The 20,697-nt window shown below is 58.7% G+C and carries 21 protein-coding genes; 6 read left to right on the top strand and 15 right to left on the bottom strand.

The window, feature by feature from the left end:
- Positions 1–23: 23 nt before the first annotated feature.
- Positions 24–1,226 carry an exonuclease subunit SbcD gene (sbcD, locus tag ABIC80_RS20635; RefSeq protein ID WP_200135530.1) on the top strand — a complete coding sequence of 401 codons (1,203 nt, stop codon included), beginning with the start codon at positions 24–26 and terminating at the stop codon, positions 1,224–1,226.
- Entirely contained in the window at positions 1,223–4,363 is a 3,141-nt protein-coding gene (gene sbcC, locus ABIC80_RS20630) for an exonuclease subunit SbcC (RefSeq protein WP_429178439.1), read from the top strand. The genes sbcD and sbcC overlap by 4 nt, the downstream gene beginning before the upstream one ends.
- Positions 4,364–4,471: 108 nt before the next feature.
- Here sbcC and mak read toward each other — a convergent pair whose 3' ends face one another.
- Positions 4,472–5,380, bottom strand: a complete 909-nt coding sequence (gene mak / locus ABIC80_RS20625; protein ID WP_429178464.1) for a fructokinase — start codon at positions 5,378–5,380, stop codon at positions 4,472–4,474.
- Positions 5,381–5,479: 99 nt separating this feature from the next.
- On the opposite strand from mak, the gene rdgC reads away from it, so the two are divergent.
- Entirely contained in the window at positions 5,480–6,391 is a 912-nt protein-coding gene (rdgC, locus tag ABIC80_RS20620; RefSeq protein ID WP_023478948.1) for a recombination-associated protein RdgC, read from the top strand.
- Positions 6,392–6,468: 77 nt separating this feature from the next.
- On the opposite strand, the gene ppnP is transcribed toward rdgC, so the two are convergent.
- From ppnP to ABIC80_RS20595, 5 genes are all read right to left on the bottom strand, one after another.
- The gene (gene ppnP / locus ABIC80_RS20615; RefSeq protein ID WP_023478933.1) at positions 6,469–6,753 is read right to left on the bottom strand and encodes a pyrimidine/purine nucleoside phosphorylase; all 285 of its coding nucleotides are present in this window, start codon (positions 6,751–6,753) and stop codon (positions 6,469–6,471) included.
- An 86-nt stretch (positions 6,754–6,839) separates the two neighbouring features.
- Entirely contained in the window at positions 6,840–7,520 is a 681-nt protein-coding gene (locus ABIC80_RS20610; RefSeq protein ID WP_034812323.1) for an AroM family protein, read from the bottom strand.
- A gap of 224 nt (positions 7,521–7,744) precedes the next feature.
- Positions 7,745–7,936 (bottom strand): protein YaiA, encoded by a 192-nt coding sequence (gene yaiA, locus ABIC80_RS20605; protein WP_034812321.1) that lies wholly within the window; start codon positions 7,934–7,936, stop codon positions 7,745–7,747.
- Positions 7,937–7,986: 50 nt separating this feature from the next.
- Positions 7,987–8,511, bottom strand: coding sequence for a shikimate kinase AroL (gene aroL, locus ABIC80_RS20600; RefSeq protein ID WP_270222384.1), 525 nt, complete (start codon positions 8,509–8,511; stop codon positions 7,987–7,989).
- Positions 8,512–8,725: 214 nt separating this feature from the next.
- Entirely contained in the window at positions 8,726–9,187 is a 462-nt protein-coding gene (locus tag ABIC80_RS20595; RefSeq protein ID WP_023478951.1) for a YaiI/YqxD family protein, read from the bottom strand.
- 130 nt (positions 9,188–9,317) lie between these two features.
- Here ABIC80_RS20595 and proC point away from each other — a divergent pair, with 130 nt between their 5' ends.
- Positions 9,318–10,124, top strand: coding sequence for a pyrroline-5-carboxylate reductase (proC, locus tag ABIC80_RS20590; RefSeq protein WP_042712193.1), 807 nt, complete (start codon positions 9,318–9,320; stop codon positions 10,122–10,124).
- A 37-nt stretch (positions 10,125–10,161) separates the two neighbouring features.
- Here the strand turns inward: proC and ABIC80_RS20585 are convergent, their stop codons facing one another.
- The 6 genes from ABIC80_RS20585 to ABIC80_RS20560 all read right to left on the bottom strand — a co-directional run bounded on the left by ABIC80_RS20585 (position 10,162) and on the right by ABIC80_RS20560 (position 16,294).
- Positions 10,162–11,685 carry an FAD-dependent oxidoreductase gene (locus ABIC80_RS20585; protein WP_429178438.1) on the bottom strand — a complete coding sequence of 508 codons (1,524 nt, stop codon included), beginning with the start codon at positions 11,683–11,685 and terminating at the stop codon, positions 10,162–10,164.
- Positions 11,686–11,863: 178 nt separating this feature from the next.
- Positions 11,864–12,184 (bottom strand): phosphate starvation-inducible protein PsiF, encoded by a 321-nt coding sequence (psiF, locus tag ABIC80_RS20580; RefSeq protein ID WP_023478946.1) that lies wholly within the window; start codon positions 12,182–12,184, stop codon positions 11,864–11,866.
- A gap of 90 nt (positions 12,185–12,274) precedes the next feature.
- On the bottom strand, positions 12,275–13,690 hold the full coding sequence (phoA, locus tag ABIC80_RS20575) for an alkaline phosphatase (protein WP_200135742.1): 1,416 nt from the start codon (positions 13,688–13,690) through the stop codon (positions 12,275–12,277).
- Positions 13,691–13,791: 101 nt separating this feature from the next.
- On the bottom strand, positions 13,792–14,052 hold the full coding sequence (gene iraP, locus ABIC80_RS20570) for an anti-adapter protein IraP (protein WP_042712200.1): 261 nt from the start codon (positions 14,050–14,052) through the stop codon (positions 13,792–13,794).
- 191 nt (positions 14,053–14,243) lie between these two features.
- Positions 14,244–15,440: a multidrug efflux MFS transporter gene (locus tag ABIC80_RS20565; protein ID WP_076769454.1), complete on the bottom strand. Its 1,197-nt coding sequence runs from the start codon at positions 15,438–15,440 to the stop codon at positions 14,244–14,246.
- A 170-nt stretch (positions 15,441–15,610) separates the two neighbouring features.
- The gene (locus ABIC80_RS20560) at positions 15,611–16,294 is read right to left on the bottom strand and encodes an extensin family protein (RefSeq protein WP_312278219.1); all 684 of its coding nucleotides are present in this window, start codon (positions 16,292–16,294) and stop codon (positions 15,611–15,613) included.
- Between the two features lie 105 nt (positions 16,295–16,399).
- On the opposite strand from ABIC80_RS20560, the gene ddlA reads away from it, so the two are divergent.
- A complete protein-coding gene (ddlA, locus tag ABIC80_RS20555) occupies positions 16,400–17,500 on the top strand; it encodes a D-alanine--D-alanine ligase (RefSeq protein ID WP_429178437.1) in 1,101 nt (366 codons plus the stop codon).
- Between the two features lie 3 nt (positions 17,501–17,503).
- Here the strand turns inward: ddlA and ABIC80_RS20550 are convergent, their stop codons facing one another.
- A complete protein-coding gene (locus ABIC80_RS20550) occupies positions 17,504–17,722 on the bottom strand; it encodes a DUF2754 family protein (RefSeq protein WP_042712209.1) in 219 nt (72 codons plus the stop codon).
- Between the two features lie 268 nt (positions 17,723–17,990).
- Here ABIC80_RS20550 and ABIC80_RS20545 point away from each other — a divergent pair, with 268 nt between their 5' ends.
- The gene (locus ABIC80_RS20545) at positions 17,991–18,302 is read left to right on the top strand and encodes a DUF2755 family protein (RefSeq protein WP_034812308.1); all 312 of its coding nucleotides are present in this window, start codon (positions 17,991–17,993) and stop codon (positions 18,300–18,302) included.
- Here ABIC80_RS20545 and ABIC80_RS20540 read toward each other — a convergent pair.
- Both ABIC80_RS20540 and sbmA read right to left on the bottom strand, forming a co-directional pair.
- Positions 18,299–19,408, bottom strand: a complete 1,110-nt coding sequence (locus ABIC80_RS20540) for a DUF1615 domain-containing protein (RefSeq protein ID WP_200135746.1) — start codon at positions 19,406–19,408, stop codon at positions 18,299–18,301. The genes ABIC80_RS20545 and ABIC80_RS20540 overlap by 4 nt on opposite strands.
- A 12-nt stretch (positions 19,409–19,420) precedes the next feature.
- A complete protein-coding gene (gene sbmA / locus ABIC80_RS20535) occupies positions 19,421–20,641 on the bottom strand; it encodes a peptide antibiotic transporter SbmA (protein ID WP_429178436.1) in 1,221 nt (406 codons plus the stop codon).
- Positions 20,642–20,697: the final 56 nt, after the last annotated feature.

Below are 20,697 nucleotides of genomic sequence, written 5' to 3'. Positions count from 1 at the left end.
TGCTTTTTTGCCACGGGATCACTATGCGCATTCTTCACACATCGGACTGGCATCTCGGCCAAAACTTCTACAGCAAAAGCCGCGCCGCCGAGCACAGCGCTTTTCTGGACTGGCTGTTAACCACGGCCGGGCAGCAGCAGGTCGACGCCATCGTGGTGGCGGGCGACATTTTCGATACCGGATCGCCGCCAAGTTACGCCCGCGAGCTCTATAACCGCTTTGTGGTCAATTTGCAGCGCACCGGCTGCCAGTTAATCGTGCTGGCAGGCAACCACGACTCTGTGGCGACCCTTAATGAATCAAAAGAGATCCTCGCTTATCTCAACACCACCGTGGTTGCCAGCGCGGGCGTTGCGCCGTTTCTGCTCTATCGCCGCGACGGCGAACCCGGTGCGGTCTTCTGCCCGGTGCCCTTTTTGCGCCCGCGCGACATTACCGTCAGCCAGGCGGGGATGTCCGGGCAGCAAAAGCAGCAGCACCTGCTGGCCGCCATCACCGACTACTATCAGCAGCAGTATCAGGCCGCCTGCGACCTGCGCGGCGATAAGCCGTTACCGATTATCGCCAGCGGACATTTGACTACCGTTGGCGCGAGTAAAAGTGACGCAGTGCGTGATATCTATATCGGCACGCTGGATGCTTTCCCTGCACAAAACTTTCCCCCGGCGGATTACATCGCGCTCGGCCATATCCATCGCGCGCAGAAAATCGGCGGCACGGAGCATATTCGCTACTGCGGCTCACCGATCCCACTGAGCTTTGATGAGACGGGAAAAAGCAAAGGGGTCAATCTGGTGACCTTCGCCGATGGCAAGCTGGCAGAAGTCACCACTATTGACGTGCCCGCCACTCAGCCACTGGCAGTGATTAAGGGCGAGTTTGCCGATATCTGCCGTCAGCTTGAGCAGTGGCGCGATGCCCCCGCTACACCGCCGGTGTGGCTCGATATTGAGATTGTCAGCAGCGACTATCTGGTCGATATGCAGCGCAAAATCCAGCAGGTGACGGAAGATCTGCCCGTCGAAGTGCTGCTGGTGCGCCGCAGCCGCGAGCTGCGCGACCGTCTGCTCGCCGGTGAGCTGCGTGAAACTTTGAGCGAGTTAAAAGTGGAAGAGGTTTTTGACCGCAGGCTGGCACAGGAGGAGCTCGACGAGATGCAGAGTGCGCGCTTACATACGCTGTTCAGCGAGACCCGCCAGGCACTGGATGAGGAGAACGACGCATGAAGATCCTCAGTTTACGGCTGAAAAATATCAACTCGCTGAAGGGCGAATGGAAAATCGACTTTACCGAAGAGCCCTTCGCCAGCAACGGGCTGTTCGCCATTACCGGGGCCACCGGGGCCGGGAAAACCACCCTGCTGGATGCCATCTGCCTCGCTCTCTATCACGAAACGCCGCGCCTTAGCACCCTGTCACAGTCGCAAAACGACCTGATGACCCGCGATACCGCCGAATGTCTGGCGGAGGTGGAGTTTGAAGTCAAAGGGGTTGCCTATCGCGCCTTCTGGAGCCAGACGCGCGCCCGCGGGCTGGCGGATGGCAATTTACAGGCCCCACGCGTCGAGCTGGCGCTCTGCGAAACGGGGAAGATCCTCGCCGATAAGGTCAAAGATAAGCTCGATCTCACCGCCTCCCTCACCGGGCTGGATTATGGTCGTTTCACCCGCTCAATGCTGCTCTCGCAGGGGCAGTTCGCCGCATTCCTCAACGCCAAACCGCGCGAGCGCGCCGAACTGCTGGAGGAGCTGACCGGCACCGAGATCTACGGGCAGATTTCGGCGATGGTGTTTGAGAAGCATAAGAGCGCCAAAGGCGAACTGGAACAGCTGCGCGCGCAGGCCGAGGGCGTCGTGCTGCTGGACAGCGAGCAGCGAGCGCAGCTTGAGCAACGTTTGCAAGTACTGACTGACGAAGAGCAGACGCTGCTGAGCGCCCAGCGCAGCACGCAGGCGCAGGCACAGTGGCTCAGCCGCGAAGCGGAGCTACAAGCGGCGCGCGGGCGGGCAAAAGCGACGCTGGCGCAGGCGCTGCAGGCGCGTAATGACGCCAGGCCGCAGCTTGCCGCTCTTGAACTGGCGCAACCGGCGCAGCAGCTTCGCCCGCTGTGGGAGCGGCTTGAAGTGCAGCGTAAAGCCCTGACGCGTACCCGCACGCAGAGCGAGGAAGTGAATACTCGCTTACAGGCCAGCCTGTTACAGCGCGCGCAGATACGCGCCAGCGCCGCGCAGCAGCAAGCCTCGCTGCTTGCGTCGCGGCAAACCCTGGAGGCGTGGTTAAACGAACATGCCCGTTTCCAGCGCTGGCAGAGTGAATTAACCGGCTGGCGGGCGCTCTTCAGCCAGCTGGCGGAGGAGAAAAAGCAGTGGCTCGCGGCGCAGCAGCGGGTGCAGAGCCAGCAGGAGCGCTTGCGCACGCTGCCACTCTCCACCCTTGAGATGAGCCTTGAGGAGACGGCGGCGGCGATGGCGCTCTGCGCGCAAAACCGCCCGCTGCGCCAGCAGCTTACCGCCCTGCACGCCCGCTATGCGCCGCTGCGCAAGCAGTTGAGCCAGCGCCAGCAGAGCCTGCTGGATCTGAAAGCGGAGCAGGAGAAACTGACCGCCGAGCTGGCGCACAAACGCGAGCAGTATAAAGAGAAGAATCAGTTACTGAACGAGGTGCGCACCATTTGCGAGCTGGAGAGCCGGATTAAGGATCTCGAAAGCGAGCGCGCGCGCCTCCAGCCCGGCCATCCCTGCCCGCTGTGTGGCGCAACGGAACACCCGGCGGTCGCCCACTATCAGGCTATCGAGCCGGGCGTCAATCAGACGCGCTTTAATGCACTCGATCTGGAAGTCCGCACGATGAAGGAAGCGGGCGTGGCGCTCGGTGAGCGGTTAAAAGGCCTTGCCGAGCGTTACGAGAAAGATGAGCGCGAAGCGAAACTGCTTGAGGAAGAGGAGCGCAGCTGGCTTGAGGCGTGGGCAAAGGCCTGCGCCGCGCTGAACGTCACCCTTGAGCCGCAGCGCGATCTCAACAGCTGGCAAAGCGCGCAGGATGCCTATGAGCATCAGCTTTATCTGCTCAATCAGCGCCTCACCCTGCAACAGCAGATCAATGAGCTGCGCCAGCAGAGCGAGCAGTATCAGCAGGCGGTTGAGCGCCGCCGCGAAAGCCTGGCCGCCACCCTTGCAGAACTCGATCTGGCGCTGCCCGCCGAAGACGATGAAGCGTCGTGGCTGGCCGCACGCGCCGATGAAGCGCAGCAGTGGCAGGCGCATCAGCAGCAGCTTACCGCGTTGCAGGAACAGCTGGCGCAGCTTGCACCAATCCTTGAAACCCTGCCCGAAGACGATATCGCCGTTGGCGAGGCACGCGTGTCGCTGGAGGGGTGGCGCAACGTGCACGATGCCTGCCTGGCGCTGCAAAGCCAGTGGCAAACCCTGCATCAGCAATTGGCGCAGGTGGCAGAGAGCGAGCGTCAATCTGAGCAGGCATTTAACGATGCGCTGGCGGCGAGCATTTTTGACGATTGCGACGCCTTCCTCCGCGCTCTGCTTGATGATGGCGAGCATCAACGCCTTGCGCAGCTGCGCCAGACGCTGGAGGGTGATTGCCAGCAGAAACAGGCACTGGCGGCAAGCGCAGAGCAGGCGCTCACTGACCATCAGCAGCAGCGCCCCGTCGGGCTTGCGGCGGATGCCAGCGTGGAGAGCACCGCACCGGCGCTAGAGCAGCTTGCGCGACAGCTGCGCGAGAACACCACCGGCCAGGGCGAGGTGCGCCAGCAGCTGAAACAGGATACGGATAACCGCAAACGCCAGCAGACAGTGCTACAGCAGATTGAGCATGCCAGCGCCCGCTGCGATGACTGGGGCCATCTCAATGCGCTGATTGGCTCCAAAGAGGGGGATAAGTTCCGTAAATTCGCCCAGGGGCTGACGCTGGATAACCTGGTCTGGCTGGCGAACAACCAGCTGACCCGCCTGCACGGGCGCTATCTGCTCAAACGCAAAGTGAGCGACGCGCTGGAGCTGGAGGTGGTCGATACCTGGCAGGCGGATGCGGTGCGCGATACCCGTACGCTCTCCGGCGGCGAAAGCTTCCTCGTGAGCCTTGCGCTGGCGCTGGCGCTCTCCGATCTGGTGAGCCATAAAACGCGTATTGATTCGCTGTTCCTCGACGAGGGCTTCGGCACGCTGGATAGTGAAACGCTGGATACGGCGCTGGATGCGCTCGATGCGTTAAACGCCACCGGGAAAACTATCGGCGTGATAAGCCACGTTGAGGCGATGAAGGAGCGTATTCCGGTGCAGATTAAGGTGAAGAAGATAAACGGGCTTGGCTACAGCAAGCTGGATGGGAAGTATGCGGTGCAGTAGGCCGGATAAGGCGTAGCCGCCATCCGGCAATCGATGCCGTGGCGATAATGCCGGATGGCGCGTAAACGCTTATCCGGCCTACTCCGTTTCAGCGGATCGACGGGCGCATTATTCCCCCTGCGGCCAGAGCCACGCCGCGCCGCGTACGCCGCTGGAATCCCCGTGCAACGCTTTGCGAATTGGCGTTTCACACTCACCGCCGAAAACCCACTTCTGCATCAAACCCGGTACCGTCTGGTACAGACGATCGACATTACTCATCCCGCCGCCCAGCACGATCACATCGGGATCGAGGATATTGACCACATGTGCCAGTGATTTCGCCAGCCGCATCTCATAACGGCTCAGCGCCAGCTCGGCAACCGCGTCCTGCTCGTTTACCAGGCGAATAATCTCGTTGCCCTTCAACGCCTGGCCGCTCAGGCGCTGGTAATCGGTGCCAAAGCCGGTGCCGGAGATAAAAGTCTCAATGCACCCCTGTTTGCCGCAATAGCAGGGCACTTCATTGCGATAACGCAGTTCATCCTCATCCATCCACGGCAGCGGATTGTGCCCCCACTCGCCCGCCGTACCGTTAGCGCCGATATGGGAATGGCCGTTGAGCGCAATGCCGGAGCCGCAGCCTGTGCCAATAATCACCGCAAACACCGCCTGCGCGCCCGCTGCCGCGCCGTCGACCGCTTCCGACACCGCCAGGCAGTTAGCATCGTTCGCAAGGCGCACTTCTCGATTAAGGCGCTGGCTTAAATCTTTATCAAAGGGTTTACCGTTGAGCCACGTGGAGTTGGCGTTCTTCACCACCCCGGTATAGGGCGAGATAGAGCCCGGAATGCCCATGCCGACCGTGCCGCGCTGGCCGGTCTCTTTTTCCGCTAAATCGACCAGCGAAGCGATAAGCTCAATGGTCTGCTGATAGTCGCGCGGCGTCGGCTGCCGATGGCGGAACAGCGTCTCGCCGCGCTCGTCCAGCGCAATAATCTCTGTCTTTGTACCACCCAAATCGATACCGATACGCACATCAAACTCCTCGTAGTGGACCACGCATTAGCAATGCAAGCGTGGCGACAATTCGCTATTATGCCCGCTGCATTTAACGACAAGGCCGTGGAAAAAATCATGCTGTGGTTCAAAAATTTAATGGTATACCGTCTCAGCCGCGATGTGGCGCTCCGTGCGGAAGAGATGGAAAAACAGCTCGCCCCGCTCTCGTTTACGCCATGCGGTAGTCAGGATATGGCGAAAACCGGTTGGGTTCCACCGATGGGCTCACACAGCGAAGCGCTGACCCACACCAACAACGGCCAGATTATTATCTGCGCGCGCAAAGAAGAAAAAATTCTGCCGACGCCGGTAGTGAAACAGGCGCTGGAAGCGAAAATTGCCCGCCTCGAAGCCGAGCAGGCGCGCAAACTGAAAAAAACCGAAAAAGATGCGCTGAAAGATGAAGTGCTGCACTCGCTGCTGCCGCGCGCCTTCAGCCGCTACAGCCAGACGATGATGTGGATCGACACCGTCAACGGCCTGATTATGGTCGACTGCGCCAGCGCAAAAAAAGCGGAAGATACGCTGGCGCTGCTGCGTAAAAGCCTCGGCTCTCTCCCGGTTGTCCCGCTGACGATGGAAAACCCAATTGAGCTGACGCTCACCGAATGGGTCCGCTCCGGCACCGTGGCGCAGGGTTTCCAGTTGCTGGACGAAGCCGAGCTGAAAGCGATGCTGGAAGATGGCGGCGTGATCCGCGCGAAAAAGCAGGATCTGGTGAGTGACGAAATCGCCGTGCACATTGAAGCGGGCAAAGTGGTGACCAAGCTGGCCCTCGACTGGCAGCAGCGCATCCAGTTTATGATCTGTGATGATGGCTCGGTAAAACGCCTGAAGTTCAGCGATGAACTGCGCGATCAGAATGAAGATATCGATCGGGAAGATTATGCCCAGCGTTTCGATGCCGATTTTATTCTGATGACCGGCGAGCTGGCAGCACTGATTCAAAATCTGGTGGAAGGTCTGGGCGGCGAAGCCCAGCGCTAACGCTTTTAGCAACTCACTTTCACAGGCCCGGTCAGCGCAGCGCTACCGGGCTTTTTTGTCGCCGGATGGCGCAAGCGTTACAGATAGCGGCAGAGATAGGCACTCGGCTCGGCGACCTGCAGATGGAATTCGCTGTGGCCCGGGACATTGAACACTTCGCCGGCAGCGTGCCTTTTCCATTCGGTTTCGCCTGGCAACAGCACGTTCAGCGCGCCGCTGACCACCGTCATCTCTTCCGGCTGCGCGGTGGAGAAGGTGTACTCCCCTTCCATCATCACGCCAACGCTGGCGCGGCCAGTGCTGCTGCTGGTAAACCCAATGGACTTCACTTTACCGGAAAAGTATTCATTACTTTGAAGCATAAACAGGCCCTTATAGAGAAATGACTGGAAAACCACTATAGAGGCCGGGCTTAAGTGATGTCACGCGAAATTGCGCCGTTCTGCGGCTATACCAGCAGTTCTGAGGCCAGACGTGCCACCAGCACATTGGAGAGTAAAACCGGGACATCCAGCGCTTTTTGCAGCAGATCGCGATGCAGCTGATGGAAACCAAGACAGTCGAGCATCAGCACATCAGCACCGCGTTCCAGCAGCGCTCTTCCGGCGTCAATCAGCTCCGTCTCGCTCGCCTGGTAGGGATGGCAGAGCTCATACAGCGGCTCTTTTTCCAGCACCTGCCACTTCTTCTTCTGCGGTGCCATCAGTTCAGGCACCGGCACAATCACGCCGACCTGGTGACCATCAACAATCGAGGCAACCAGCGGGGGAATAATGCGCTGCGGTTCAATCAGGATGGCGTTTCGCGCGTTTAAGCCGCGGATATCGGCAGTGCTCATCAGCAGGATAACGTCATAGGTCCCCTGGTTATCGAGCACTTCGATCACGCTTTGCAGATCGCGCTCCACCTTCTGGCGCGAAACCATGCCGAGGCTGTCATCGCTCAGACGCGTCGGGATGGCGGTCTCGCCGGGATCAACGCAATAATCGATACGTACTTGTGCCGGATCCATCTTCCCCAGCAGGCTGACATGGGTGATTTGATCTTCTGAAACATGCTCTGCCAGAAGCGGCAGGATCTCTTTTACCGGCACCACACCTATGGTGAGGATCGCCAACGTCGCACTCATCTTCGCTTTCCGCCTTTCAAAACTGCTTTTAGTTATGATTCTCTGCACAACAACCGACGGAGGATGGAGCACCGCCGTCGTGTAAAGAGAATGTGCCACTCCTGTGTTCTAATAAATTCCAGTAACAATGAATATAAACAGTGACTGGCATTAAGCCAGTCAAAAAATGTGATGCAAGCGACTTTCTGAAAGGTTCAGGAAATCATGCTGGCGGGATCGCCGGATTAGCTTTTATCGGGATCCTCGTAACGCTTTTTCGCATCCAGCGCTTCCTGCTCCGAAGGGTGTTCGCTGATCAATGAGTCCGGTTTCGGATGATCCGCGCGCAGTTCATACCAGGTGACAGTTGCGTCGCTGGGTCCCTTCTCAACAGCTACAACACGGGCTTCACGCGGGTAGGGCGGTTTAGTCGGCATAGCTTATTCTCCTTTTGCGGTTAGAGAGATAAGTATAGTCAAACGTTTCGCTAACTGGCGCGCGCCAGGCGTAAAGCCGCCTCAATTTCTGCCACCACCGCCAGCGGCGGCTGCGCGGCATCGACCACAAAGTGCGCCGCATCGCGATAGAGCGCATCGCGGGTGGCGAGCACTTCGCTCACCTCTTCGCTGATCGGCTTTCCGGTCAGGGTCGGACGCAGCCCCTCTTGCGGAAAGGCTTCCAGCCGCCCTGCCAGCACATCGACCGGCGCACAAAGGTAAACCACGCGCCCGTGCTCGCGCATAAAACGGCGGTTATAGTCGCTGAGAATAATGCCGCCGCCGGTGGCGACGACCAGAGCGGGTTCGGTCACGGCTTCAAGTGCTGCCGTTTCGCGGGCGCGAAAACCGGCCCACCCCTCCTGCTCTACGATTTGCGCAACGGTCTGTTGCGCCTCTTCCTGCAACCAGCTATCGGTATCGATAAACTGGAAGCCCTGTGACAGCGCCAGCGCCCGGCCAACAGTGGTTTTACCGCAGCCGCGTGCGCCGATGAGAAAGATGGGTAGCGTCATGAGCAGGTTGTTCCTCCAGGCCCCCGGTTGGGGGACAACAATAAGATGGCGATGATAGCACTAAACCAATGGCTCGCGCTGCGTAAGATTAACGTTACACACTCTCAATTTTGCGTAACAGAACGTTCTGGCGCAGCCGTTGTGCCTGTAAAGTTTCTGTGGCATCACCTGTAGCGGCAACCTTACTGGAAGTGATAAAAACTGACAAGCCCGGTTACGGTGTCTGGCGGCGCTGGCGCTCAAGCAGCCACTTATCGAGCTGCGCGGCGAACTGCTGGCGATCGCGCTGCGAGAGGGAGTCCGGGCCGCCGGTCTGGATGCCGCTGGCGCGCAACGTATCCATAAAGTCGCGCATGGTCAGCCGCTCGCGGATGGTTGCTTCCGTGTAGCGCTCGCCGCGCGGGTTGAGCGCTGCCGCCCCTTTTGCGATGACTTCCGCCGCCAGCGGGATATCGGCGGTGATCACCAGATCATCCGGCGCGCAGAGGCGCACAATTTCGTTATCGGCAACGTCAAAGCCTGCCGGCACCCTGAGCGCGCGGATCACCTTAGAGGGCGGCACGCGCAGATTCTGGTTAGCGACCAGCGTTAACGGCGTCTGCGTCCGCTCCGCGGCGCGAAATAAAATCTCTTTAATCACATTCGGACAGGCGTCCGCATCAACCCATATCGCCATGGTGACTCCTTTTTGTTTCGGCGCATTGTCCCTTTAATTGCCCGCGGGGGAAAGCAGAGATCCTTTCGCCCTTGCCGGAAAAGCGCGTTAAGCTATGAATCACATGCAATAACAAGCAGAGAGGGACGTGATGGAAAAGAAAATCGGTTTTATCGGCTGCGGTAACATGGGTAAGGCGATTCTCGGCGGGCTGATCGCCAGCGGCGAGGTGAAACCGGGGCAGATTTGGGTTTACACGCCAACGCCCGATAAGGTCGCCGCCCTGCAACAGGAGTATGGCATTAACGCCGCGCAGAGCGCGCAGGAAGTAGCGCAGATCGCCGATATTGTCTTTGGCGCCGTGAAGCCGAACATCATGGTGAAAGTGCTTAGCGATATCGCCTCCAGCCTGAACAAAGAGACGCTGGTGGTCTCCATCGCGGCGGGCGTGACGCTCGATCAACTGGCGCGCGCGCTGGGCCACGACCGCAAAATTATCCGCGTGATGCCGAACACCCCCGCGCTGGTTAACGCCGGGATGACCTCCATCACGCCGAACGCACTGGTTACCTCCGAAGATACCGCCGATGTGCTGACTATTTTCCGCTGCTTTGGCGAAGCGGAAGTGATTGCCGAAGGGATGATCCACCCGGTCGTCGGCGTCAGCGGCTCGGCTCCGGCGTATGTGTTTATGTTTATCGAAGCGATGGCCGATGCTGCCGTGCTGGGCGGTATGCCGCGCGCGCAGGCCTATAAATTTGCCGCACAGGCGGTGATGGGCTCGGCGAAGATGGTGCTGGAAACGGGTAAACACCCTGCCGAGCTGAAAGATATGGTCTGCTCGCCGGGCGGCACCACCATCGAAGCGGTGAAAGTGCTGGAAGATAAGGGCTTTCGCGCCGCGGTGATGGACGCGATGGCCGCCTGTATGGCGAAGTCGGAAAAACTGAGCGCGTAAAAGGCAGCGCCACGGCGATTAAACCGTGGCGCAAACGTTACGAGAGGAGTTCGCTGGCCGCACGCATGGTCAGCGGCTCCTGCATTTTCAGCACCAGCTCCGCCGTGGCGGTGTTCTCGCCGCAGCTCAGCACCGCTTTCAGCATCCCCTCCTGGCCGTAGAGCACGGCAAAACGTTTATTCTCAAACGAGCCCAGCATCTTCATGCTGTCCCATTCGCGGGCATAGCCGAGGTATTCAAAGCGCGTGCCGAAGTGGGTAGTCCAGAAAAAGGGCACCCGATCGAAAGGCTGTGATTCCCCGAGCATATTGAGCGCCGCAATGCGCCCCTGCTGCTGCGCAACGCGCCAGTGCTCAATGCGTCGAGGCCCTTCCGGTGCCGGATAGGTGGCGATATCGCCCACCGCCCAGATATCGGGCGCGGCGCGCAGATACTCATCCACCGTCAGGCTGCCATCCTCCTCGTGGGGCAGATCGCCCACCAGATCGGTCGACGGCTCCACGCCGGTGGCAAACACCACCACATGCGCCGGGATAGTGCGGCCATCTTTCAGCGCCACGCGCTGCACGTGCTTATCGCCCTGCAACTCCGCTGGCTCGCCGGTCACAAACTTGACGCCATTCTGCTTATGCAACTGCATAAAGTGGCGGCCAATCTCTTCGCCGAACTGCGGTACAAACGGCAGCGCGTGGCGCGACAGGACGGTGACATCGACATCCTGGTTACGCAGCGCCGCCGCCAGCTCCATGGCGATAAAGCTGTTACCAACAATCACCAGTTGCTGCTCATCTTCCACTTCACTCAGTAGCGTCTGCGCCTGGTGGATATCACGCAGCACATGCACGCCCGCCAGCTGGTTGCCGCTAATCTCCGGCCAGACCGGGCGTCCACCGGTCGCCAGCAGCAGTTTGTCGAAGGTAATTTCGCGCCCGTCGGCGAGCGTTAGCTGACGCGCTTCGGCATCAAGCTTTGTCACCTCTTGATCAATGTTTTCCACCCCCGGCTGGGCATAAAACGCCTTATCCAGCAGTTGCGGCACTTCGCTGATCTTCATCTTGCCTGACGGCACAAATTTGCTCAGCGCCGTGCGGTCATAGGGCGCTTCGCTCTCTTTATCAATCAGCATCAAGTGGCCGTTAAACCCGGCGTCGCGCAGCGTCACCGCCGCCGAGCTACCGGCCGCGCCGGTCCCGAGGATCACCACCGTTTGCGGGCCATCGCCACGAATAGTGTTGTGGGTAGTCGGCGAGAGCGGGCGCGGGTTAACCAGTACGCGGTTCTGCTCAATATGCACCGGATACTGCTTCAGATTTTGCAGCGCCAGCGGCTCGCACCACTCGCCGTTGGTGATATCAAAGTTAGCTTTATGCCACGGGCAGACCAGCCGCCCGTCGCACACCGCGCCCTGCTCAAGCGGCGCACCGGCATGGGGGCAGCGGCTCTGGAACGCGCGCACCTGGGTTAAAGTGCGGATGAGGATAAGCGAGGTGCCATCGACATCGAATTTCACCGGCTGGTTTTCCGGCAGATCGTTCAGGTCGGTAACATATTGATAATTCATTACTCTTGCTCCCGTATTGGTGTGGCAAAACGGGCGTAACGTCTGGCGACGTACACTCGCAAAGGAAAAAAAGACAACACAGCTCACAAATTAAGCCTGGCAGAGATTAAGCGGGGAGCAACACAGCGGCAGAAACGCGGTGAGTATGCGGGCGCGATGTACGCCCGCGCGGGAAGGATTACGCCGCTTTTTTCAGGCAGGCGCTCATAAATTTACTGCGGTCATCGCCTTTCAGGGATTGCTGCGTCGCCTGGGCGTTGCATTCGCGCATCCGCTGTTGCTGCGGTGTCAGGCTCTTTTGCCCCGGCTCGGTTTTGGTGTTCTTCAGGCAGTCGCTCATGTAGCTCTTGCGTGCATCGCCGCCAAGGTTCTGCGCCTTAGCCTGCTGGTTGCAGAGCGTCATACGTTGTTGTTGCGGGGTCAGTGTTTTCTCGGCGGCGCTTAACGCCGTCATAAACAGCACACCGAAGATAAGAGTAACGAGGAGTGTGATTTTCATAGCGCCATCCTTCTGTCAATGAACCCTTTAAGGATGGTCCTAATTGGCGAAAAAACCACCCGGCAGCAAACATTTACCGCCGGGCAGCCCTTACTTGAGGCTCAGCGCCGCTTTCATGGTGTAGAAGAGATCGGTCTGATCCGTCAGCCCCACCACGTTCGCCGCATGCGGGCCGTACGCCGCAATCCGCACCTGCGTGCCGGTATGCTCCATCGACTCCTCTTCCGAGTTGCCGTAGGTCATCGCCATTACTGCGCCATCTTTGGTGGTCAGCGCCTGGCTCAGTCCCGGTGCTTTGGTATCTGCCGGGATGATCTGGCTGGCATGGGCGTGGTCTGCGGTCACGATCACCAGTGTATTGCCATCTTTACGCGCAAACTCCAGCGCTTTCTGTACCGCTTCGTCGAGATCGACGGTTTCGCCAATCTGGCCGCACGGGTTGGCCGCGTGATCCTGCTTATCAATCGATGCTCCTTCCACCTGCAGGAAGAAGCCCTTCTCATTTTTGCTCAGCAGTTCAATCGCTTTTTCCGTCATCGCCGCCAGCGTCGGCACGCTGTCGGTGCGTTTCGGGTTCGGCGTACATGTCACGGCAGGCTTATCCAGGTTGCCATGCAGAGAGGCTTTTGGCCCTTCCCAGCGCACCGGCATATTACCGTCCGCAAAGAGACCGAGCAGCGGTTTATCCTGATTGGCTGTACTGATTGCCGCAAGCGAGGCGGCATCGTTCACCAGCTGGTAACCGCGCGCCTGCGCCTGCTCGCGCAGAGTTTTGCCCTGCCACTCACCGGCGGTGGCGGTTTCACTGAAGGTTTTTGCCCCGCCGCCTAGCGTCACGTCCGGGCGCGCGTTCAGCAACTGTTCGGTAATCGAGCCTTTGCCGCCCTTCTCCAGCGCGTTAAGCGCACACTTCTCGCTGGTCACGGTCGGGCCGTAACAGCGGCGAGAGATAACATGGGAGATCAGCGCAGCAGGCGTCGCGTCCTGCAATTCCGCGGTGGAGACGTCGCCCGTCGCCAGACCGGCGGCTTTTGCCATCTCAAGGATGGTCATATGATCTTTGTCGTGGATATCGACGCCGAGCGCACCGTTATAGGTTTTTACGCCGGTGCTCCACGCCGTCGCCGAGGCGGCGGAGTCGGTGACGTAATCGGGCTTACCGCTTTTTTTGTCCAGCGAGTAGTGGGTGTATTGCCCGGTCAGCGGCAGCGCATCGATACCCTTAAAAAAACCGCCCGCCCCTTCGGCATAATTTCGCGCGGCGGTAATTTCGGAATCGCCCATGCCGTCGCCAATCAGCAGAATAATATTTTTGGCTGGCTTATCATTCAGGGAATCACGCAGGGCAGCAGTCTGGTCGCCCGTCAAACGGCGTGCGCCGCCAGGCGCGGAAATATCGCCGTGAGCTGCGCGGCTTTCAAGAACCGGCGCTACAGATGATTCTGCATAAATAGCAGGCGAGGAAAGCAGGGATAATAGTGCAAGATATAACGCGCTCTGTTTCACTTAATATTCTCCATGTACAAATACTTAAAGAAAATAAAACAGAGCGACTATAGGCAGCCCAGATGACAGTGAGATGACAGATGTTACATGCTAACGCGGGGTCAACTGCGTGGGTGCCTTAAAAGCTTTTTTACGTATTGTTGCAGCAATTCAGAGTCTCTGGATAAGGCCTCATCGCCCGGCAGAGCCTCTGCCAGCGCGCCTTCAACGCTCAGGATCAGCGACTGTTGCTCCGAGGCCGCCATCTGGCGCAGCAGCGCGGTGACGACAATTTCCAGCGCTTCAACCTGGGCGACCAGCTCCTTCGACTCCTCCTCCTTTTCCGCAAGCTTGACCAATAACTCAGCAATGAGATTTTTCATGGCGCTATTTCCTTTTGAGATGTTGCATGAAGTTAGCACTCGATTTAGTAGTTGCAAAGGAGATGCATCTATTATTTTTGCGCATTAATTCACACTGTTAGTAAGGTCATTGGGGAAATAACGGCGTCGCGGGTTACGAAGTATATAGAGAACCAGGATGCGCAGGCCGGAGATCTATTTCCGGCCTGCGTTTAGCGTGGTTGCCGCACGCGGCGAAATGCGCGTGCCAGCTGTATCAGGTTAATCAGCACCACCACCGCCGTGGCGGCGAAGACCCAGCGAAAGCCAGCCATCGCCGAGACCGAGGCCCCCATCAGCGGGCCAGCAACGTTACCAAGGTACATAAAGGATTGGTTATAACCAAAGATGCGCCCGGTGACCTGCTCGCTGGAGTACTTCAGCAGCAGCGTCTGCACGGCGGGCAGCATCGCGCCATCGGCAAAGCCGAGCAGAAAGCGCAGAATGCCAAGCTGCAATGGCGAGGTGACAAACGACATGGCGAAGAAGAGCACAATCGCGCAGGCGAGCGTTGCTAACAGAATGCGTGAGGTGCCGATGCGATCGCCCAGTTTGCCAAGCCTGGGTGCCGACAGCAGCGCAGAAACGCCGGGAACCGCGGCGATAAGCCCGCTAAGAAAGGCGATATTGGCAGTATCGGGCGACAGTGACTGGACAAACAGTGCGAGGATCGGACCAATCGAGCCGTTACAGAGCTGGATCACCATGGTGGTGACAAAGAGGCTGATCACCAGCGCCGGATAGGGCAGCGTTGAGAAGACCGCCTTGCCGCTGAGCCGCTCGCCCTTCTTAACCTTCGGCCTGCCCCCCTCTTTAATCAGGAACAGCGTCACCAGGAAGCTCACCATCAGCAGCATCGCAGTGATAATAAACACCGTGCGCAGGCCTAAGTGGTCAGCGAGAAAACCGCCCATCAGCGGGCCGCCGATCACGCCGCTGATCTGTGCCGTGGAGAGCGTGCTGAGCGCCCAGCCGCTGCGCTCGCGCGGCACCTGCGAGGCGACCAGCGCCATGGCATTAGGAATATAACCGGAGGTGAGCCCCATTACGCCGCGCAGCAGAAGCAACTGCCAGACGTTAGTGGCGAAAGCCTGCAGCAGAATGGCGATCGCCATCCCCAGCGAAGCGCGCAGCAGCATCAGCTTGCGCCCTTTGCGGTCCGCCAGGCTGCCCCACATCGGCGAGACAATCGCCGAGATGAGGAAAGTGATGCTGAAGGTTAGCCCTGACCACATCGACAGCGCCTCGTGCGAGGTCACCCCCAGTTGCGCGACATAGAGCGGCAGAAACGGCAAAATCTGGCTGATGGCAAGCCCGGTAAAAAAGCAGCCGAACCAGACCGAGATAAGATTGACCTTCCAGGATTCCATAAATACGCGTAATCACTCAGGTTTTGAAAAACGGCGCATAGGGTAGCAAGAATGCGCCAGCGATAAGTTACCAGATATGCGCTTAGCCGCACTTTGGAGTTTTATCTCTCAACCCACGCCGAATGGCGCAGGCACGCGGAGAAAAACCGTAAACGCTAAGCGCGATATGCTTAGCGACAGAGGCCGTAACCGCGCATGCCGAGATGGAAATGATCCGCGTGCGCAGCGTTATACTCCGGCCCGAGGCCGTTACCGTAATAACCGCAGCTGGCGCTCAGCATCGCACGCAGCCAGGGTTGCGTACGCGCCTGCCGCCAGCCGCGCAGGACAGAAACCTGCTCGCCATTCGCCAGCCGGAAAGCGCTGATATCGAGTGCTTCCGCGCTGGCATGTTCACTGCGCCGCGCATCCGCACGGTTGTAGATATTGCGGCAGGCGTAGCTGCCGACGTGATCGATGCGCGTTAAGGCGCTGCCCATCATCGTTTGGCTTAATGGCCGCGCCTGCTGCTCGACAAACAGCGCCGAGCTGAGCGCCAGCGGGCAGCTCGCCAGAAAGCTGCTGCTCAGCTTCACGGCACCGAAATCTTTTACCCGCACTACGTTGGTTAACGGGCAGTCGCCGCCGCTGTCCGCCACCGCGACGGAGGAGATAAGCCGCTGCTGATTCGCCTGCTTCAGCAGCGCGGCGCAATCTTCAGGCGTTAAACGCCGCAGTTTGAACTGGGTGATGCGCCCCGGCGGATCGCTCAGCTGAAGCGGGGCAAAAGGGTTGTACCACGCTGGCAGCGCGCGGTAGCCCGCATAGACGCCGCCGATAAGAATAGCGATTACGATCAGGCTCTTCCCGCTCACCTCTCCTCCTCTTTTTTTCTCCAGACATTATGGCAGAAGGCCGCGAATCGTGCGTTTTGACGTGATATCGTATGGGTTTTCTCATCAGTGTGAGTGATTGTTGAAATGGCAAAACTGCGGGTAGGGGTCGTCTTCGGCGGCAAATCGGCGGAGCATGAAGTGTCGTTACAGTCGGCGAAGAACATTGTCGATGCGATGGATACATCGCGCTTTGAAGTGGTGCTGCTGGGTATTGATAAATCAGGGCAGTGGCATATTAGCGATGCGCAGAACTATCTGCAAAACGCCAGCGATCCGGCGCGTATCGCGCTCAATCCGTCGGACAACAGCGTGGCGCTGGTGCCGGGCGTCGCCGAACAACAACTGATTGCGGCGGATAACCGCTCGCCGCTGCCGAATGTTGATGTCATTTTCCCGATCGTTCACGGCACGCTCGGTGAAGATGGCTCCCTGCAAGGGATGCTGCGCCTTGCCAACCTGCCGTTTGTCGGCTCCGATGTGCTTGCTTCCGCAGCCTGCATGGATAAAGACGTCACCAAGCGCCTGCTGCGCGATGCCGGTCTGTCCATCGCGCCGTTTATCACCCTGACACGCGCCAACCGCGACAGCTTCAGCTTTAGCGACGTGACCGCGCAGCTCGGCCTGCCGCTGTTTGTTAAACCCGCCAACCAGGGTTCATCCGTCGGCGTCAGCAAAGTAACCAACGAAGCGCAGTATGCTGACGCGCTGCGTCTGGCCTTTGCTTTCGACAAAAAAGTGGTGGTGGAGAAAGGGATCGTCGGGCGCGAGATCGAGTGCGCGGTGCTGGGCAATGATGAGCCGCAGGCCAGCACCTGCGGTGAAATTGTGCTGAACAGCGAGTTCTACGCTTACGACACCAAATACATTGACGATCAGGGTGCGCAGGTTGTGGTGCCGGCCGCCATCGATCCCGAGACCAGCGAGAAGATCCGCGCGATCGCCATTGAGGCGTATAAGACGCTGGGCTGCGAAGGGATGGCGCGGGTGGATGTGTTCCTGACGCCGGAGAACCAGGTGGTGATCAATGAGATCAACACCCTGCCCGGCTTCACCAATATCAGCATGTATCCGAAACTGTGGCAGGCGAGCGGCATCAGCTATAGCACGCTTATCACCCGCCTGATTGAGCTGGCGCTGGAGCGCCACCAGCAAAGCATCGCGCTGAAGATCTCCATGAACGATTAAGCGTTACTCGGTACTTTCCGTCGCCTCATTTTGCGCGGGGCGGCGAATAATCAGCCCCGACAGCCAGAACCCCACAAGCCAGGTCACCAGCCCGACGGCATAGGTTTGCCACCCTTTTGCTTCAAATCCCAGCAGCCCGACCACGCCATTGAGAATAAAGATCAGGCCGATCGCGAACGCGTAGTAGTGCCAGTCACGGCGAATTTTCTCAGGCAGCTTCATGACAACTCCAGCAGGTAAAGGGCGCATCATCGCACAGCGCGCGGGTTGAGAGTGTGTGCTGTGCGGTAATTCCGAAATGTTACTGAAATAATTAATACGTTACAAAAATGTGATGACTCACAAAAAACGCTTCCCTGGGATCCTTCCCGCTCCGAAATTATCACCATTCTGATGTTGACAAAGCGGGACTGGTGCCAAACTAACCAGGAGTTACGGCTCTGAGCCTATCTTCCCTGAGCGTTTAAAAGTAACGAGTACCGGAGGTCTTATGGCTGATTTTACCCTATCCAAACCCTTTAATAAGGGCGCGAAAAAACGAGACACCTCCAGACCGGGTAATATTGCTTACGCCGTCTTCGTACTGCTCTGCTTCTGGGCAGGCGCGCAGTTGCTTAACCTGCTGGTGCACGCGCCTGGCGTGTTTGAACACCTGATGCAGACGCAGGACGTCTCCCGTCCCCACGTTGAGATGGGTATGGGCGTAGGCACGATTTTCGGTCTTGTGCCGTTTATCGCCGGCAGCGCGTTTCTGGGCGTGATCTTCCTCGTCCTGCGCTGGCGTAGCCACAATCTGCGCTAATTGCGCGCCATGCAAGCGGCCCGACGATCGTCAACGCGTTTCGCAAACCACGCCGTGGTTAAGTTACGCGTGATTTTCGGGCTCTCTAACTGAATCCCCGGCAGCATCTCCCGCGGCAGCGTTTTTCCGCTGCGCTTGTCCGCCAGGCGATAAATCTCCCGATAGAGCTTCGTCTCTTCAAACTCCTGGCTGTCGCCACGCTCAAGCTGGCGGCGAATATCCCGATCGCTCATCGCAAGCTGCGCGCCCAGCGTCTGCACTGCACGCTCGGTGGTGCCCGCTTCGCGGCTGCCATAAAGTATCAGATCGCCATCCAGCGCCAGCTTAATGCCCGTCACTTTGCTCACTGCGTTCTGGAACGCCGCGTTACGGCTGGCGTAGAACCCGGCGTTGTAATCGGCGAAGCGGTAGATCGGCGCGCTGTAGCTGGCCGGGTAGTTAAGCAGATGATAGGTGCCGAACCACAACCCGCCGCGGCGGCTGAAGACCTCCTGGCGCACGGTGCCGGACATCTCCCACGGGTAGCCGTCAGTGTGCTGCTCGGCAAAGGAGACGCTCACCTGCATCGGCCCGCCGGTGTGCACCGGGTTATAAGAGCCAAACAGCGTCTGCCCCATCGGCACCATATTGATCATGTCATCGAAGATCGCGCTCAGCTCGCGCTCGGTGCGCACCTTATCAAGCCGCTCGCTGTAGCTTTTGCCATTGGGCGACGGGATTTTCAGCGCCGTGTGCACCAGCAACGCTGGGATGTGCAGCTGCCCGGCGCGCTTGTCGATCTCTTTCCAGGCGATCTTATTCAGCCCCGGCACCACCGGATCCGACTGGTAGTTGGACTCCTGCTGCGCCACCGCTAATACAGAGCAGATATTCTCCAGCGTCGGCGGCAGCTTCTGGCTTTTAAAGGTGGTCGCCAGATCTTCAGCCCAGCCGTCGCGATCTTTAACGCTGGCGGGAATGGTGTTACGCACCACGCTTGCGACATCCAGCGCCTTCGCCTTTTTAGGCTCCTTCGATGCCTCTTTATCAGAGAGCGAGCCCTGCGAACTACACCCGGCGACAATCAGCGCCGCCAGCAACCAGCTAAAACGAGGTACGTAAGACATAACCTTCCTTTGTTAATGGCCGTGAGAGGCGACAGGAACGAACTCCTGATTATCGACCTCACGCTCAAAACTGCGCAAACGTTTATAGATGGACATCAGCTCCACCAGCGTCGTCCACGAGGTGATCAAATACTGGAACGAGCTGCGCACCTGTTCAAAGACGTTGGTGATCTGCTGCATCAACCCGAAGGTAATCGCCCCGGCTGCCAGCGTCGGGAAGAGCATAACCAGGCCAAACACCGCGTCAACCTGGAGATAGAGAATGCGCACGACGTTGAAATAGGTGTAGTGGAAATAGAGCCGAAAGTAGTTACGACGCACGGCGCTAAACAACTCCACCACCGTATGCGGCCGCGCACGTCCAGCATCATCTTCACCATAGACCAGCTCTTTACGGTACGCCGCTTCGACGCGCTGATTTTTAAATTGCAGGCCGGGCAGCTTGATGCCCACCACGCCGAGCACCAGCGTGCCAAACAGCGCCCAGCCGATGGCGGCAAACACCAGCCCGTAAGGAACATGCCCAATAAGCGGCAGCTCCGGCACGTGGGGCGAGAGAACAATCAGCACCGGCAGAAAGGCAAAGAGAGTCATAATGGCGTTGATAAAGCTGGTGCCCATATCCTCCAGCGTGCTGGCAAAGCGCATGGTGTCCTCCTGCACACGCTGCGCGGCACCCTCGATATGGCGCAGCTGCTGCCAGTGCGCCATATAGTATTCGTTCATCGCCGCGCGCCAGCGGAAGACATAGTGGCTGACGAAGAAGTTATTCAGCACCGCTACCGTCACACCAATCAGCGCGATGCCCAAAAAGACGCCGCTGCCGCTGTAAAACTTCTCCAGCGGCACGGTATTGGGTGCGGTAAGCGCCTTTTGGATCAGGTCATAAAAGGGCTGATACCAGGCGTTGATGGCGACGCTCACCTCCACCTGAAACCAGGTGACGAAGATAATCAGCGCGGTGCCGAGAACCGACCACCGCTGCCAGCGATGGGGCGAATAGATAAACCAGAAGCCGGCGAAGAGGCCGACGCAGAGCGCGTAGTAGGCGTAGAAGAGCAGAAAGTTGGGGCACCAGAAGCGCGCGGCGCTGATTGGCACCTCGCTTGATATGCCGGTCAGGTGTAACAACCAGCGCTCGCCGCCTGCCAGCCAGAAAACAATGGCGAGAAGCGTCCAGATAAACGCCGAGGCAAAAAAGGGCGTCGGCCGGGGGAAAAAGGAACGAAACATAGTGCTCTCCTGGGTCTTTCTTATTCTTTACGACGTGTGCTGTGTCATGCTCGCGG

The sequence above is a fragment of the Kosakonia sp. 1610 genome (genome assembly GCF_050435845.1).
Taxonomy (GTDB): domain Bacteria; phylum Pseudomonadota; class Gammaproteobacteria; order Enterobacterales; family Enterobacteriaceae; genus Kosakonia; species Kosakonia cowanii.
This window is presented reverse-complemented; position numbering and strand designations above follow the sequence as displayed.